This is a genomic window from Thermostilla marina, assembly GCF_054657455.1.
Window position 1 is genome coordinate 2960491 of the sequence record NZ_BAAHYR010000001.1, and the last position, 13325, is coordinate 2973815.

General features: G+C 64.6%; 15 protein-coding genes. 5 read left to right on the forward strand and 10 right to left on the reverse strand.

Going from position 1 to position 13325, the window contains the following annotated elements:
- The first annotated feature begins 623 nt into the window (after positions 1–623).
- Complete coding sequence (locus ACYQ2I_RS10745) at positions 624–2009, forward strand: sulfotransferase (RefSeq protein WP_460167013.1); 1386 nt, start codon at positions 624–626, stop codon at positions 2007–2009.
- 112 nt (positions 2010–2121) lie between these two features.
- Here the strand turns inward: ACYQ2I_RS10745 and ACYQ2I_RS10750 are convergent, their stop codons facing one another.
- Genes ACYQ2I_RS10750 through ACYQ2I_RS10760 form a run of 3 tightly spaced genes read right to left on the reverse strand, consistent with a single transcriptional unit; the run spans position 2122 to position 5269 of the window.
- Positions 2122–2910, reverse strand: coding sequence for a glycosyltransferase family 2 protein (locus ACYQ2I_RS10750; protein ID WP_460167014.1), 789 nt, complete (start codon positions 2908–2910; stop codon positions 2122–2124).
- Positions 2907–4223 carry a radical SAM protein gene (locus ACYQ2I_RS10755; RefSeq protein WP_460167015.1) on the reverse strand — a complete coding sequence of 439 codons (1317 nt, stop codon included), beginning with the start codon at positions 4221–4223 and terminating at the stop codon, positions 2907–2909. The genes ACYQ2I_RS10750 and ACYQ2I_RS10755 overlap by 4 nt, the downstream gene beginning before the upstream one ends.
- The gene (locus ACYQ2I_RS10760) at positions 4220–5269 is read right to left on the reverse strand and encodes a glycosyltransferase family 4 protein (protein ID WP_460167016.1); all 1050 of its coding nucleotides are present in this window, start codon (positions 5267–5269) and stop codon (positions 4220–4222) included. The genes ACYQ2I_RS10755 and ACYQ2I_RS10760 overlap by 4 nt, the downstream gene beginning before the upstream one ends.
- Before the next feature lie 123 nt (positions 5270–5392).
- Between ACYQ2I_RS10760 and ACYQ2I_RS10765 the strand changes: the two genes are divergently transcribed.
- The 3 genes from ACYQ2I_RS10765 (at position 5393) to ACYQ2I_RS10775 (ending at position 8010) form a co-directional block, all read left to right on the forward strand.
- Complete coding sequence (locus ACYQ2I_RS10765) at positions 5393–6595, forward strand: hypothetical protein (RefSeq protein ID WP_460167017.1); 1203 nt, start codon at positions 5393–5395, stop codon at positions 6593–6595.
- 90 nt (positions 6596–6685) lie between these two features.
- Positions 6686–7183, forward strand: a complete 498-nt coding sequence (locus tag ACYQ2I_RS10770) for a hypothetical protein (protein WP_460167018.1) — start codon at positions 6686–6688, stop codon at positions 7181–7183.
- Positions 7184–7308: 125 nt separating this feature from the next.
- Entirely contained in the window at positions 7309–8010 is a 702-nt protein-coding gene (locus tag ACYQ2I_RS10775; RefSeq protein ID WP_460167019.1) for a hypothetical protein, read from the forward strand.
- Here the strand turns inward: ACYQ2I_RS10775 and ACYQ2I_RS10780 are convergent.
- A complete protein-coding gene (locus tag ACYQ2I_RS10780) occupies positions 7968–8762 on the reverse strand; it encodes a hypothetical protein (RefSeq protein ID WP_460167020.1) in 795 nt (264 codons plus the stop codon). The genes ACYQ2I_RS10775 and ACYQ2I_RS10780 overlap by 43 nt on opposite strands.
- Positions 8763–8802: 40 nt before the next feature.
- Here ACYQ2I_RS10780 and ACYQ2I_RS10785 point away from each other — a divergent pair, with 40 nt between their 5' ends.
- Positions 8803–9156: a four helix bundle protein gene (locus ACYQ2I_RS10785; protein ID WP_460167021.1), complete on the forward strand. Its 354-nt coding sequence runs from the start codon at positions 8803–8805 to the stop codon at positions 9154–9156.
- Positions 9157–9271: 115 nt separating this feature from the next.
- Here ACYQ2I_RS10785 and ACYQ2I_RS10790 read toward each other — a convergent pair whose 3' ends face one another.
- The 6 genes from ACYQ2I_RS10790 to ACYQ2I_RS10815 form a co-directional block, all read right to left on the reverse strand.
- Positions 9272–11254: a phage tail tape measure protein gene (locus ACYQ2I_RS10790; protein WP_460167022.1), complete on the reverse strand. Its 1983-nt coding sequence runs from the start codon at positions 11252–11254 to the stop codon at positions 9272–9274.
- A gap of 69 nt (positions 11255–11323) precedes the next feature.
- A complete protein-coding gene (locus tag ACYQ2I_RS10795) occupies positions 11324–11527 on the reverse strand; it encodes a hypothetical protein (protein ID WP_460167023.1) in 204 nt (67 codons plus the stop codon).
- A gap of 20 nt (positions 11528–11547) precedes the next feature.
- On the reverse strand, positions 11548–12027 hold the full coding sequence (locus ACYQ2I_RS10800; protein WP_460167024.1) for a hypothetical protein: 480 nt from the start codon (positions 12025–12027) through the stop codon (positions 11548–11550).
- A complete protein-coding gene (locus ACYQ2I_RS10805) occupies positions 12024–12413 on the reverse strand; it encodes a phage tail tube protein (RefSeq protein ID WP_460167025.1) in 390 nt (129 codons plus the stop codon). Before ACYQ2I_RS10805 ends, ACYQ2I_RS10800 begins: the two co-directional genes overlap by 4 nt.
- Positions 12414–12454: 41 nt before the next feature.
- Positions 12455–12838, reverse strand: coding sequence for a hypothetical protein (locus tag ACYQ2I_RS10810; RefSeq protein WP_460167026.1), 384 nt, complete (start codon positions 12836–12838; stop codon positions 12455–12457).
- 55 nt (positions 12839–12893) lie between these two features.
- Positions 12894–13325 carry a hypothetical protein gene (locus ACYQ2I_RS10815; RefSeq protein ID WP_460167027.1) on the reverse strand — a complete coding sequence of 144 codons (432 nt, stop codon included), beginning with the start codon at positions 13323–13325 and terminating at the stop codon, positions 12894–12896.

Here is a 13325-nt window from a genome sequence, read left to right on the forward strand (position 1 = left end):
GAGGCGATCCTTTTGCTACCAGACAAGAGGCTTTCACGGTATAAAAAGCTCGGTCTCTTGTTTTGGCGGCGAACAACGCCATTTCGGCGATGGAAGCTCCTTTTTCACGCAGTGAGATCCGTCGAGTATAGATTTGAAACGGGATCTATGCGAACAGGCGATTTCTCAATTGGAGACATAACCTATGACTGGGACCGAAGCCTTTCAATCGTTACGCACGAAGGTTTGACCATTCGCGTTGGCATGAATCGTCTCCAGGGCGAGCTCATACCCTGCGCAGAAATCGACCCGCAGCGTATTCTGCGCACAATTGTCGTTCGGTTTTTCCGGCCGCCTGGGGAAGTTAATATATCAGGTTTTAAGTGAGAGCGTGTAATAGGCACGGCATTAAGGCTATGACGTCGCAAGCAGGGTTGCGCACCCGAACGCCACCTACGATGAGTACAATTACCAGTACGAGTGGACCAAGACCTGGCAGGGCCAAGGGGACGGCGCGGTGAATACTTCGTCCACGAACCACGTCACAGGCCTGGAGGACGGCGTAACCAATCGTTAGCGGAGTCGGCAGGTCACCGGGGTTGGGAACGCGGGCTGGGATGTCGGCGTACTTAGCAAAACAGTTCATGCAGCAGCGAATTGTTTTGGGCATGGGGAGTGGTCGGTGCGGGACGCTATCGCTGGCCCAGCTCTTGAGCCGCCAGCCTGGCGTGACGGTTTCGCACGAGGACCCGCCGCTTTTGCCCTGGCGGCGGGAGGCGGGGTGGGACGTGATCCGCGAGCGGTTTGCCCGGTGGCGTCGCTCTCGGCGGGGGGAGATCGTCGGCGACGTGGCGTCGTTTTATCTTCCTTACGTGGAAGATGCCATTGCCCTAGAGCCGGCGATTCGCATCGTATGTCTGAAGCGGCCGCGGGAGGAGGTAGTGCGCAGCTTTTGCCAGTGGCTGGATCGGGTGCAGCCGGTGCCCACCAATCACTGGGCCGAGGAGCCGGCGGGTGGCTGGTACCACGACCCCGTGTGGACCCGCATCTTTCCCCAATACGACATCCAGGATCGCGAGGCAGGCATTCGCCGCTACTGGGATGAGTATTATGCCAGGGTGGAGGAGCTTGTTGCACGGTATCCAGAGCACGTGCGGGTATTCGATACAGACTGGGCCTTGAATACGGAGGGGGGGCTGCGGGAGCTTTTGGCGTTTGCGGGCATTCCGCCCGAGCGGCAGGTGGTGGCAGCGGGCCTGCGGGTGAACAAGGTGCCCAACCGGCCGGGGCGGGGGGCTTTTGCGCGCTCTGGCTGGCATCCCGCGGACCCGAGGCGGTGTGTGATCCTGGTGCCGTTTGCCGGGCAGATCCTGCCGCACTGCGAGCGGGCCTTGAAGGAGCTGGAGCGGCGGGGGTATGCAGTGTGGCGCGTGGGGGGCTATGCGGCCATCGACCAGGGCCGGAACCAGATGGCGACCGACGCCCTTCGGGCGGGCTTCGAGGAGACGATGTGGATCGACGCCGACATCGACTTCCATCCCGATGCCGTGGAGCGGTTGCGGTCGCACCGGCTGCCGATCGTCTGCGGCATCTATCCGCAGAAGGGCAAGCGGGCGCTGGCCTGCCACATCCTGCCGGGCACGCAGCGGATGGTCTTCGGCGAAGGTGGCGGACTAGTGGAACTGCTCTTTGGGGCGACCGGGTTCATGCTGGTGCACCGGCGGGTGTACGAGCGGATGCAGCTCAAGTTGCGGCTGCCGGTGTGCAACGAGCGGTTCGGCTCGGCGATGGTGCCGTTTTTCGAGCCGACGCACCACAGCTATGAGGATGGGCATTGGTATCTGGCCGAGGACTATGCGTTCTGCCAGCGGGCCAGAGAGTGCGGGTTCCGGATCATGGCCGATACGACCGTGCGGCTCTGGCACATCGGCAGCTATGCGTTCGGTTGGGAGGATGCGGGGATGGAGCGGCCGCGGGTGGCGAGCTTCACCTTACATTTCCCTGATCAACAAGAGGGTAAGCCGCCGTGACGTGCAAGGCCTGTGGCGTGCTTCACCGAGGGCTTGGGGGCGATGTTGTGGGCCGGCGAGAGCCTCGGCGACAAGGGACGGCCTGTGGGGTGCGAGGCCTTGACCGCCGTGTTTAACCAAGCGGCATGATGCACCAATCGCGAGACCAAGCGGGGATGACCTGAGTCACGAGTTCGATCGCCTCCTGGCCGCGGCGCTGGTAGCCGTCCTGGCCCAGGGCCGAGATGTGCCGGGCGCCGGGATAGGTGTGCCAGCGGTAGATGTAGCTGGGCAATGAGCAGGGAGCCTGGAGCACGGGGCACGAAGACCTGCCTGCGCCCGCGGGCGGGCAGGCAGGGAGGCTGAGCGGCTCGTGGGAGAGGACCTGGCTTGGCGAAGCGGCCCGAATGCCGGCGTGTTTGAAGCGGGCGGCCAGGGCCTGGTCTTGGCCGCTTTGCATGGCCGGGTAGCCGCCGACGGATAGGAACGCATCCCGAGTAAAGCCCCAGGAGCCGTGGAACAGGCCGCCGCTTTGCTTGCGTTCCAAGTAGGTGCGGCGGTCGATCCAGACTTCGGCCGGCAGGGACCAAGGGTGGCCCGCGCGAAAGACAGCGGCCATCGCCTCCAAGTGCCAAGGAAGATAGATGTCATCGTCGTCCCACACGGCGTAGGCCTCCACATCGGGCGAAGCCAACGCAGCGCAGGCGTTGCGCTTCTCGCCCAGCGTGCGGAAGCGGTGCGGTGTCGTCACGAGCTTCACGCCCGGCAAGTGATCGCAGGCTTCGGGAGCATATTGGCCGGCATCATCCAGAAGAATGAGTTCCCGAAGCTCGGCAGGATAGGACTGCCGCAAGAAGGATTCCACCGCCTCGGCCAACTGGGCGGGCCGATTGAACGTCGGGCACAGGCAGGCGATCTTCATGCCGGCAAAACCTCCAACCAAGGCCGCAGCTTGCGATTGCCCACGCAGGCCCGACAGAACGGGGCCATCGAGTCGCGCCATCGAGCCAATAGCTCGGCGAAACCCGGCTGCACGCGGCACCGCGGTATTTCATCAGGCGGTGTCCCCAGGCCCAACGGCACCGCCGGCGAGTTGCAGCAAGGGTAGAGGTAGCCCTCGTAGAGCAAATATCCCGGGCCCACGCAGTCGGCGGGCAGCGTTTCCTCGCCGTAAGGGGCGGTGGGCAAGCGCCAGTGCCGGCGGCAGTCCACCACCCGGCACTTGGCCCCATGCATCCGGCGGAGCGCTTCCACCTGCCGCCGGTTCCAGTCGTAGAGCGAAATCCGCAGGGTGTCGATGAGCTCGATCGCCCGCTCGATCTTCGAGAGGGCCAGGGCATTGGTATAAACCTCGATCGGCCCGAGCCGGGCTTCTCGCAGCATGTGCAAGCCCTGGGCGAGATGGGCCCACAAGAAGGATTCGCCGCCGGCGACGATGATTTGGCGAAACGGGGGATAGCCGGAACGCCGGGTTGCCTCGATGAGCTGGCCGATTTCATCGGGAGTCATCTGATAGGCTCGGGCTCGGGCCATCAGGTGCTGCTGGCTGCACTGGGGGCAGGATGCCTGGCACAGCCCCGTGGGCCAGAGATAGAGCACATGGCTGCGGCTGTCCACCGGCCGCCGGCCGGCTAGGTAATTTTCCGGCGGTGGGGCGGCGCCGATCTGGCGGTTCTCTTTGGCGTGCTGGAGATTCCGGCCACGATACTCGTGGTCCACGTGCACCAGCGGCCAATCGGTCACCCTGAGTGTCTGGATGCCATGCTCCTGGCGGCGAAGGGCCAGCACATCATCTTCGCTGCCCCAGGTGGTGATCCGCTCGTCCCAGCCCCCCACGAGGAGCCAATCGGCAGTAGTCATGCCCACAAAGGCCCCGGTACCCCAGGGCCAGGGTCTGATAGCTTTCCACTCGTCCCAGCGATATTGGCCGTCGAAGGCGGGTATCCTGCGCACCAGAGTCCACACGGCTTGCCCATCGCGGATGTTCTCGGCCGCGTGTTCGACAAGGCCCGGCGGAACCAGGCAGTCCACGTCAAGGCAGATGATCTTGTCACAGTAGGGCAGCAGGGCCAGGATGGCCTGATTGCGGGCGGCCGAGCGGCTGAATTGGCCTTCGCAGGCCGTTTGCACATGGACGCGATACGGCACAGTGATCCGGGCGTCGGCCAGCGACTGGTAGCAGCGACGTACGATCTCGGGCTTGATTCCAACCGCAGCAATGGCGATGCCGATCATGCAGCCTTGCTCCATGCAGTGCCCAGGGAATCGAAAAGCCGCTGCCAGCCGGCCAGGATGGTTTCCGGGTCAGCCAGGCGCTCGACGTGTGCCCGGGCGGCCTCGGCCATGGTGAGCCGACGGCGTTCGTCGTAGGCCAGGTGGGCCGTGTAGTAGGCCAGCTCCTGGTCGTTATCGCACAGGTAGCCGGTCACCCCGTGACGGACCATCTCCCGCCAGCCCCACTGGTTCTGAGTGACGATGGGCACGCCGGCGGCCATCGCCTCCAGGCCCACGCGTGGCCAGTTCTCCCGGGCACCGCCGTTGATGCAAACAAGCGCGTGGCAGCGGCCGAGGAACTCTTGCGTGGGGATTTCCTGGGGCTTGAGGCACGTGGCCCAGGCGGGCGGTTTGCCCAGCTTCTTTTCCAGCCTGTCGTTCCAGCCCATCACCAGGGCCTTGCGGTGCGTGTAGGGGATGGCCCCATAGATGGGCCACGTGTTGCTCGACCACTTGTCCAGGTCGGGCCGGGCCAGGCGGCCCACGACGAACTCCGTGTTGGGCAGGTGCCGGCGGGGACTAAAGGGGAACTCGGCCAGGTCGAACGCCCCGCGAATCAGGTGGCCTTGCTCGGGCCGGTAGCCGAGCTTCTGTAGCTCCGGCTCGAGCATCGAGCGCTGGAACTGGCTTTGGAAGACGTAGGCATCGGCCGGGCCATGATCCTGGGCGGCGCGCCGCTCGTCGGGAAACATGAAGGTCATGCAGTTGACCCACACCACGCGGCAGCCCAGTTTGCGGAGCCGGCCGTAGACGCCCCAGAGATTCCCGTTGCACATGGCCACCACGACCGAGCCGGCCAGCCCGGGCACCTTCTCCAGCTCGGCCGTTGGCACGTGATGGGTCACGGCCCCAATGGCGTCCAGCCGCTTTTTCCAACGCTCGTCGCGGCCCCAGGTGGGAATCAGGTGGACTTGCCAGCCGGCCTTTCGCCAGAGTTTCACCGTATGCCAGCATTCCGTGTTGGCCCCGCCCAGCGAGCCGGGGTAACCGAGGACGAAGATCTCCATGCCTTACTTGACCTCCTCGATCCACTTGGGCGGCCTCAAAGGGCAACGCTCGGTGGCCATCTTGATCTTGTTGGCCAAGGCCGAGCCGCCAGGCCGCACGCGGCAGCCACACAACCGGCAAGTTTGCCGCCCTGCGTCGAAGTGCTCGCAAGGGCGGCAGAGCGTGTCGAAGATCTCTCGTACGCGCTCCTCGCTTCGCACCGGCCGGCCGGCAGCGATCCATCGTTTTACCGCACCGCCGTATCGAACGAGCCGCGCTGCCATGCTCATCATCAACTACTGGACTCCTCGCCACTGCTGCTTGCTGGACTGCCGCCGGACGACGAGCTGGGCGTTCCGCCGCCGGAGAAACTGCTGCTTGAATCGCCGGACGAACCGGACGAACTGCTGGGCGAGCCTGACGAAGACGAACTGCTCGACGACGAACTCGGCGCGCTGCTGCTGGACGAACTGCCCGGCGGGGGTGGAGGTGGCGGCGGTGGAGACGAACCACTTGACGAGGAGCCTGAGTCGCTTGACGAAGATGCGCCGGGGCTGCTTGACGACCCGCTGGAGCTGGACGGACCGGCGCCGGAACTGCTCGAGGACGACGGGCTGCCGCCGGAAGAACTGCTCTCGGGGCCGGACGACGATGAGTTGCTCTGGCCGCTGCTGCTGGAAGCCCCGCTGGAGCTGGAAGAACTGCTGCTGGAGGGCGACCCGGACGAACTCGACGAGCTGCTCGAACTGGCAAGGCCGGATGAACCGCTGGACGATGAACTCGACGGCGGGCCGGAGCCGCTCGACGAAACTGGGCCGGACGAACTGCTGGGAGACGACGGACCACTTGACGAGCCGCTGGAACTGGAAGAACTGCTAAGGCCACTCGACGAAGACCCGCTGCTGGAAGGGCCACCGCTTGACGACAAGCTTGACGAGCTGCCAGACGCCGAGCTGCTTGACGAACTTCCGGAGGAGCTGCTGGAAGAAACGCCCGAGGACGATGAGCTGCTGCTGGATGACGAGCTGCCTGAAGAACTCGACGAACCGCTGGACGACGAAGACGAACTGCTCCCCGAGGAGCTGCCGGATGAACTGCTCGAACTCGACGAGTTGCCGCTCGATGAACTGCTGGAGGAGCTGTTCGACGAAGAGGACGATGAACTCGACGAGGCGCCGCTGGAGGAACTGCTCCCAGATGACGAGCTGGATGAGGAGCCCGACGAACTGCCGGAGGAAGAACTGGACGAACCGCTGCTGGACGAAGACCCAGAAGAACCGCTCGACGAAGACGAACTGGAGCTGCCGCTGGAGGAACTGCTTGAGGAGGGCGGGCAGACTGTGTAGGTGTATTCATCGCCCACAGGACAGTCCACCGGCATGCAGATTTCCCGGGCGGTGACGACCAGGCAGCCGTTTTCGTCCACGGAGACGCCCGTGATGACCGTGACGCATTGGCACTCGCCGGAACCGCCAGACGAACCGGAACTGCCGGACGAGCTGCTGCCGCTGGAGCCGCTGCTGGAGCTTCCGGAGCTCGACCCGGATGATCCGCTGCTGGAGCTGCTCGATGGGCCTGACGAACTGCTGGACGATGAGCAACTGCTGGACGAACTGCTCGAAGACGAGGAACTGCTGCCGGAGGATGAGGAACTGCTGCTCGACGAGGACGAAGAGCTGCTGGATGAAGATGAGCTGCTCGACGAACTCGAACTGCTGGTGGGCAGGCAGCAGTCGTACTCGTTCTCGTATTGGAACCAGTACTCCACCCGGGCCTCGGCCTGGCTGCCGAAGCGGACCTCTTTCATCCGCACGATGGCCCCGAGGCCGGCAGGCAACAGCCGGCAGCAGGACGCGCCGTCGCTTCCGCTGGACGAGGGCCACTGGCCATCGCAGCACTGCTGGTTGGCCCGGCGGCAGCACTCTTCCAGGTAGTTGAGGTCCACCCCATTGCCTTCGAGCCCTTCGCCGTCGTTGGGGTCTTCGACCGAGTTGTAGGCATAGCCTGTGCGGCCGCTCGGCTTGGCCACCCAAGAGCCGTAGCCTTCCGCCATGTCGCTGTGGACGACCTCGACGAACTGGTATCGCCAGCGATTGGGGCCGAGTTGCTCGGCCGCGGTGAGCCGGGCCCAGAAGTCTTCCTCGTCGGGCACGCCGATCTTGACCACCGCCCACTTTACCCCCAGGCCGGGCTGCTTCCAGAGAATGACCGCTCCGCCCTCGGTGTCGCAGCTTTCCAGGTAGCCGCAACTGCCTTCGGCGATATCGGCCCGCGTGTGCCACTCGTGCGTGACGTTGACCCGGGCGACCGTGACCCCGCTTACGCAGGCGTAGTGGGCGATTTCGTCGGCGGCGACCGGCTCCAAGAGCACGGCGAACCGGCCGGAGTGCCGCGGTTTCTCGGGCACGACCCCGTGGCAGGCCGGCTCGTTCTTGAAGGCCTGGAGGTTCTCCAGCGGGTGGATGATCGGCTCATCCAGGCCCAAGACGTCGAACCGTTCGCGGTCCGCACCCGTCTGGTTGCGGACCTTGATGATCGTGCTGCTGGGATAGCGCGGATCGCAGGATTGCCCCTGGCTTCGCTGCCGGGCCTTGAAGTCCAGGGCCGTGTCGATGAACGTGTTGAAGGCCTCGGCCGGGATTTCCAGCTTCTGCCCGGAGCGCACCTTCTTGAAGCGATTGCCCATCAGCGACCACAACCTCTTGATCAAGCGTCCAATCACGTCCCGATCCCCAGGCCCGAGAAATCCCCGTACTCGTAGACCCGCTCGACGTAGGCGGCGATCGGTTTTTTGACCAGCACCTTGGCCGCGGCATCCTCGTCGTCGGCATAGCGGACCCAGAGATATTCCCAACCCTTCTTGCTGATGCCCGTGATGCTGCCGACCTGAAGCCCGGTCAGGTTGGGGCTGGCGGCGAAACGGAAGGTGATCTCCCAGTCGTCTTGGCCGCGCTTCGAGCCCGAAGCACCCAAGAAGAGCACCTCGCCGGCGGCGAAGCCCCGAAACTGAGCGTTGTTGACCTTGCCCGTCAGGAAAAAGAGCGTGGCCTTGTAGGCACCTGTGACCAGGTCCGAGGCGATGTAGTGCGTCTCGGAGAAGTTGTAGACGGGAACGGTGATATCGACGCCTTCGACGTTGTCGTGGGTGACGCCGATGGCCCCTTGGAAATCCGGGGCGATTTTGCCCGGCGGGGCGTAGCGGCCGACCGTCTGGAGGCTCTGGGTGATGTGCTGCGTGCCGCCGCCCGTGTCGAACTGGTACGTGGAATCACCGGTCTCGGGCGGTTGAAGCTCGCCGTAGCGGACCGAGCCTTCCCAGATGTCCTCGGCCAGGCGCTCGATGTGGAGCGATTGGCGGATCAGGCCGTCGTAAAGCACCGGCGCGGCGGCTGCCAGGGCCGCCTTGGCCGCCAGGTCGTCGTCCGTGCCCCGGACAATATAGATAAGGTCGATCGAAGGGCTTTCCCCCTCGGTCGACTGGCGGCTTTCCCATTTTTCGTGGACGGTTATCATTAGGCTGAAGGCTGAAGGCCGTAGGCTGAAGGAGGTGGGGATGCGGGATCACACGAAACTGAAGGCGTTTCAGCTCGCCGACCGACTCGTGCTCCTTGTTTACAGGGCCACGCGGGGCTTTCCCGGCCACGAGCAGTTCGGTCTGACCAATCAAATGCGACGTTGTGCCGTATCCATCGCTTCCAACATCGTTGAAGGGTGCGCTCGGAGTTCCGAAGCGGACTATCTGCGATTCCTCGACATTGCATATGGATCATCTCGCGAGCTCATCTATCAGGCGTCGGTAGCGTTCCGCCTGGGCTATTTTCAGGCAGAGCAGTACGAACCCTTAGAATCATTGGCTCTGGAAACGTCCAAAGTTCTCAACGGCCTGATTCGCTCACTGCGTACGTGAGCCCCGCGCCTTGCGCCTTCAGCCTTGCGCCTTCAGCCTTGCGCCTTCAGTCTTCAGCCTTCAGCCTTCAGTCTTCAGCCTTCGGGCTTCAGCCTTCGGGCTTCAGCCTTCCGCCTCAGGCGAATACCAGGCTGCCCTGCTGGGCCTGTTGAACCAGCTTCTTGGTATTCTTGGCCGTCTCCTCGCCTGCCCGGGCGGCGCGTTCCAGGGGACCACCGGTGCCAAGGCCGCCCGCGGCCAAGGGGTTGAAGGTGCCGGTCACGCTGACGGAAGGCCGCACCAGCCCCTCAAAATCAAACCCTTCCAGGTCGCCGACGCCCTTCACCCGCTCCGGGCCGGCGGTCTCTTTGATCTCCGCCCGTTTGCGGGCCGCCTCGTCCAGGGCCTCTTGCCACTGGCGCTTGGCCTCGGCCACCGCGCGTTCGGCTGCCTTGAGGTCCGCATCGTACTGCCGTCGGCGCTCGACGTGCCGGCGTTGGCGCTCCTCTTCGAGGGCTTCGAGCGTGCCGCGCTCTTCCTGGTCGATCGCCTGGCGTTTGGCCTGCCGGGTAGCCTCGATGTCGCGGAGTTGCTGCTGGGTGGCCCGATCTCGCCGGCGCTGTTCCCGGGCGAAATCCTCGTCCAGAATCCGCATGGCGGCCTCCGCGTCGACGCTCTCGTCGAACATGGCCATGAGCTGCACGAACTTCTTGGCGATCCAGTTCTGGGCCGTGCGCCAGCCGGTGACCAGGTGATGGGTGAAGGTGGTCCAGGCCTTGGACATGAAGGCCACCGTCTCGACCCAAGCGGTTTGCATCCCGGCCCAGGCCGAGGTGAGAATCTTGGCCGTGCCATAGACGGCCTCGGTGGCCACGGCCATGAAGGCCTCTTTGAAGCCGATCCACTTGTCCGTAAGCCACGCGATGCCCTTCTGCCACTCCATCTTGAGCGTCAGCCACAGAATCCGAGCGGCCAACCCGATATCGCCGGCGGCCAGGGCGTCGGAGATGCCCCGCCAGGCGGCCAGGGCCGTATCCCGTAGGGCGGCGAACTGCTGGCCCAGCCACGACAGGGCCTGCTGACCGGCCCCGGAGACGTAGAGCAGATATCCGCCCAAGGAAGCCAGCGCTGCGGCCACGAGACCCACGGGCGTAAGGATCGCGCCGAAGGCCACAGCCAGCAGCTTCAGCGCCGTAGCCACACCGGTGAGAATGGTTCCGAGCGTTCCGAAGACGTACCCGAGTCCAGAGAGCACCCCGCCGAGCAGCATGATCGTCGCACCGGCCCCAGTGGTTGCGGCAGCTACCTTGAAAATGGTGAGCACCAACTGTCGATTTTGGCGAACCCACTGGCCGATCGATTTGATGAGGCCGGTCGCCCAGTCGGCGAACCTCTTGATCGCCGGGGCGAGCGCCGCCCCGATGGTGAACACGCCCTGTTTGACCACGCGCCAAAGCATGTTCAGGGCATCGGTAAGGGCGGCGGCCGCGTTGGCATCCTCGCTTGTGATGGTAAGCCCAAGCTCACGTGCCTGCTTCTGCAGGGCTTCGATCCCGGCGGCCCCCTGTTCCATCAGCGGCAAGAGCATCGTGCCCGAGCGACCGAACACTTCCATGGCCGCGGCGGCTTTGAGCGTAGGATCCTCGATCCGGGCGATTCGATCGGCGATGAGTTTGAATTGTTCCTCGGGCGCAAGGCCCACGAGCTGTTGAACCGACAGAGCCAACACGGCCAGCGCATCCTCGGCGGTGCTGAGACCCTGCAGAGCATCGCCAATCGTCCGCTGCATCCGCCGCAGGCCGTTTTCCAGGCTGGCAAGATCGGTGCCCGACTGCTCGGCGGCAAAGCTCAGCTCCGAGAGGGCCTCGGCTGAAACGCCGGTCCGCTTGGCCATCTTCTGCACAACGTCGCCCATCCGGGCAAACGTCTTGGCCGCTGCCAACGCACCGCCGAGGACGGCCGTGCCGGCCAGCATCATCCGCCGGCCGATCGCCGTGACCGACTGGCCCCAGGCCCGCAGCCGTCTCGAGGCGGCCTTCAGCCCGCGGACCAGGCGGCTATCGTCGGCGAACAGCTCAACGAACGCCTGGCCGGCTCGGATACCAGAAGGGTTCGGCATGGTTGATAGGCTGCAGACTGGAGGCTGAAGGCCGTAGGCTGTTAGGAGAGGGGGGCAAGTCAACACATCCTACAGTCTGCGGCCTTCGGTCTTCTTGAAGACTCCCATCTCCACAAGCTGCTTGAGGGTCACCTTAGGGGAGGGTTTTTCCGCCAGCGGATGAAAGTCCGCCGGGCCGAGCGCCCTCTGCCGGTGGCCGCGAAAGGCGTTGTAGAGCATGGCCAAGAGGTGGGACGTGTGGTTCCACTGTTCGTGCTGGCGGCCCTCGGCCATCCAGCAGAGTTCCCGCACCGTCAGCGGTCCGGGGTCGACGCCGACGAGTCCGGCGAGCTGGTAAACGAGTCGCCAACGGTCGTCAGGGCCGCCTCGATCTCTTTTGGCAGCGTCTGCCGGCCGAGCCGCGCCTTGACCAGCTCCTTGACCCGTTCGGCCAACTGGCCGTACTTCTCGATGGCCAGCCGGAGCGTCTCCCGCTGGCCCGGCTCGGGGAAAAAATCCACCAGCTCCTCGACGAGCGCCTTCTTCGCCTGGGCGATTCTCTCCCCGGCCATGGCCCGGGCGAAGTCCACGTCGGTGACTTTCTCAGTGTCCGCCTGCGGCTTGCAGATGCAGTAGACCACGTCGCACAGCAGGATCGGGTCGATCAACAGCCGCGGAAAGGTCCGCTCGATGTCGAGCAGGTCCTCTTTCAACAGATCGCGGACCCGCTTGACCGCATCCACGGTCACGGCGATCGTCCAGGTCCGGCCGGCGCTGTCCTGAAACGTTCTCATACTCCGGTAGTGGCCTCCAGCGTCGGTTTGAGCGTAAAGTCGACCGTGATAGCGTCCTCCAGCGGCTGGCCTTGCGAGAGGCTCGTAACCGCCCACTTGCCCGTGTAGCTCAGCGTCGGGTCGGAGATGGTCACGTCCAGCGGCGTGCCGCCCGTGTAGGCAGTGATCAACGCCTGCACGGCCGCATCGTCGGGCGAGTAGACGGCCGTGCCCGAGATAGTCAGCTCCTTCAGGGCCATCACGGTCCGCTTCACCCCCTGGCTATCCCGGGTGGTCACATCCGCTTCGCTGCCGCCCAGCTCGACGGTCACCTCTTTGGCCAGTTTCAGTTCGTTGCTGCCGATCGAGAGCGTGCACTCACGGCCCAGTTTCCAGTTGGTTGCCATGTCAACTCCTTCGGCCTTCGGTCTTCAACCTTCAGCCCCCGTTACCGTACCGAACCTGCCCAGAACTTCGGCAGACGATCCTTGACCTTCAGCAGTGCCGGCTCCATGAAAGGCCGCTTCGGGTAGCGAGCCCCGCGAAACCGTCCGCCGTGCTCGTGGGCCTTGCCGGCCGTGCCGAACAGGTGCACCGCCGGACCGATCACTACCACCTGCCGCCGCTTATCCACGGCGTAAAGGATCGCTTTCGGCAGCCTGCGAGTGTGCGTGTGGGGCGGCTGCCCCGGCGGGGCAGAGCCCTTTCGCTTGCGAAGACTTCGCCGAGCCGCCAGGCGGATCGCCGCCCCGGCATGGCCGAGGCTTTTGATACCAGCCCGCCTGGCCTTGCGGGCGACCCGGTGCATCCGGCTTCTGGTCTTCACCTTCATCCCCACCACAACCCTACCCTTCAGTCTTCAGCCTTCAGCCTTCAGTCTTCAGTCTTCAGTCTTTCATCACGCGGAAGGTCAAGGTGATGATGCTGGTCAGCGTGCGCAGCTCCTCCAGGTGCTCGACCGCATAGACCGGATCGTTCTGGACCTTCACGCACAGGGCCTCGGGCATCGCTGCCGGGCGTCGCAGCCGGAAGTGCCGGACGATCTCGTCGACCAGCCCCATGAGAAGGTCGATCTGGTCGACCGAGTCGGCGTCGAGCTTCTGCTGCACGGCCACGTCGATCTGGCACTCGTGGCCGTCGTCCGAGCGGCTTGCAGCCTCGATGGTCAAGGCCCTGGGGACGACGCTCACCTGGAGCGTTTTGAGGTCCGCCGGCTCGAACCGGGGCCGATAGAGCCGCCGGGCGGCGAACGGGAGACTCCATCCTTTGCCGTTCAGCTCCGAGACGACCGCATCGGCCAGGGTGACGATCGTGGACAT

What these genes read in the sequence shown, in the direction of transcription:
- ACYQ2I_RS10810 (WP_460167026.1), bottom strand. Translation starts at nt 12,838, where the DNA reads ATGAAGGTGAAGACCAGAAGCCGGATGCACCGGGTCGCCCGCAAGGCC.
- ACYQ2I_RS10755 (WP_460167015.1), bottom strand. Translation starts at nt 4,223, where the DNA reads ATGATCGGCATCGCCATTGCTGCGGTTGGAATCAAGCCCGAGATCGTA.
- ACYQ2I_RS10745 (WP_460167013.1), top strand. Translation starts at nt 624, where the DNA reads ATGCAGCAGCGAATTGTTTTGGGCATGGGGAGTGGTCGGTGCGGGACG.
- ACYQ2I_RS10780 (WP_460167020.1), bottom strand. Translation starts at nt 8,762, where the DNA reads ATGATAACCGTCCACGAAAAATGGGAAAGCCGCCAGTCGACCGAGGGG.
- ACYQ2I_RS10790 (WP_460167022.1), bottom strand. Translation starts at nt 11,254, where the DNA reads ATGCCGAACCCTTCTGGTATCCGAGCCGGCCAGGCGTTCGTTGAGCTG.
- ACYQ2I_RS10800 (WP_460167024.1), bottom strand. Translation starts at nt 12,027, where the DNA reads ATGAGAACGTTTCAGGACAGCGCCGGCCGGACCTGGACGATCGCCGTG.
- ACYQ2I_RS10750 (WP_460167014.1), bottom strand. Translation starts at nt 2,910, where the DNA reads ATGAAGATCGCCTGCCTGTGCCCGACGTTCAATCGGCCCGCCCAGTTG.
- ACYQ2I_RS10805 (WP_460167025.1), bottom strand. Translation starts at nt 12,413, where the DNA reads ATGGCAACCAACTGGAAACTGGGCCGTGAGTGCACGCTCTCGATCGGC.
- ACYQ2I_RS10785 (WP_460167021.1), top strand. Translation starts at nt 8,803, where the DNA reads ATGCGGGATCACACGAAACTGAAGGCGTTTCAGCTCGCCGACCGACTC.
- ACYQ2I_RS10795 (WP_460167023.1), bottom strand. Translation starts at nt 11,527, where the DNA reads ATGGCCGAGGGCCGCCAGCACGAACAGTGGAACCACACGTCCCACCTC.
- ACYQ2I_RS10815 (WP_460167027.1), bottom strand. Translation starts at nt 13,325, where the DNA reads ATGTCCACGATCGTCACCCTGGCCGATGCGGTCGTCTCGGAGCTGAAC.
- ACYQ2I_RS10760 (WP_460167016.1), bottom strand. Translation starts at nt 5,269, where the DNA reads ATGGAGATCTTCGTCCTCGGTTACCCCGGCTCGCTGGGCGGGGCCAAC.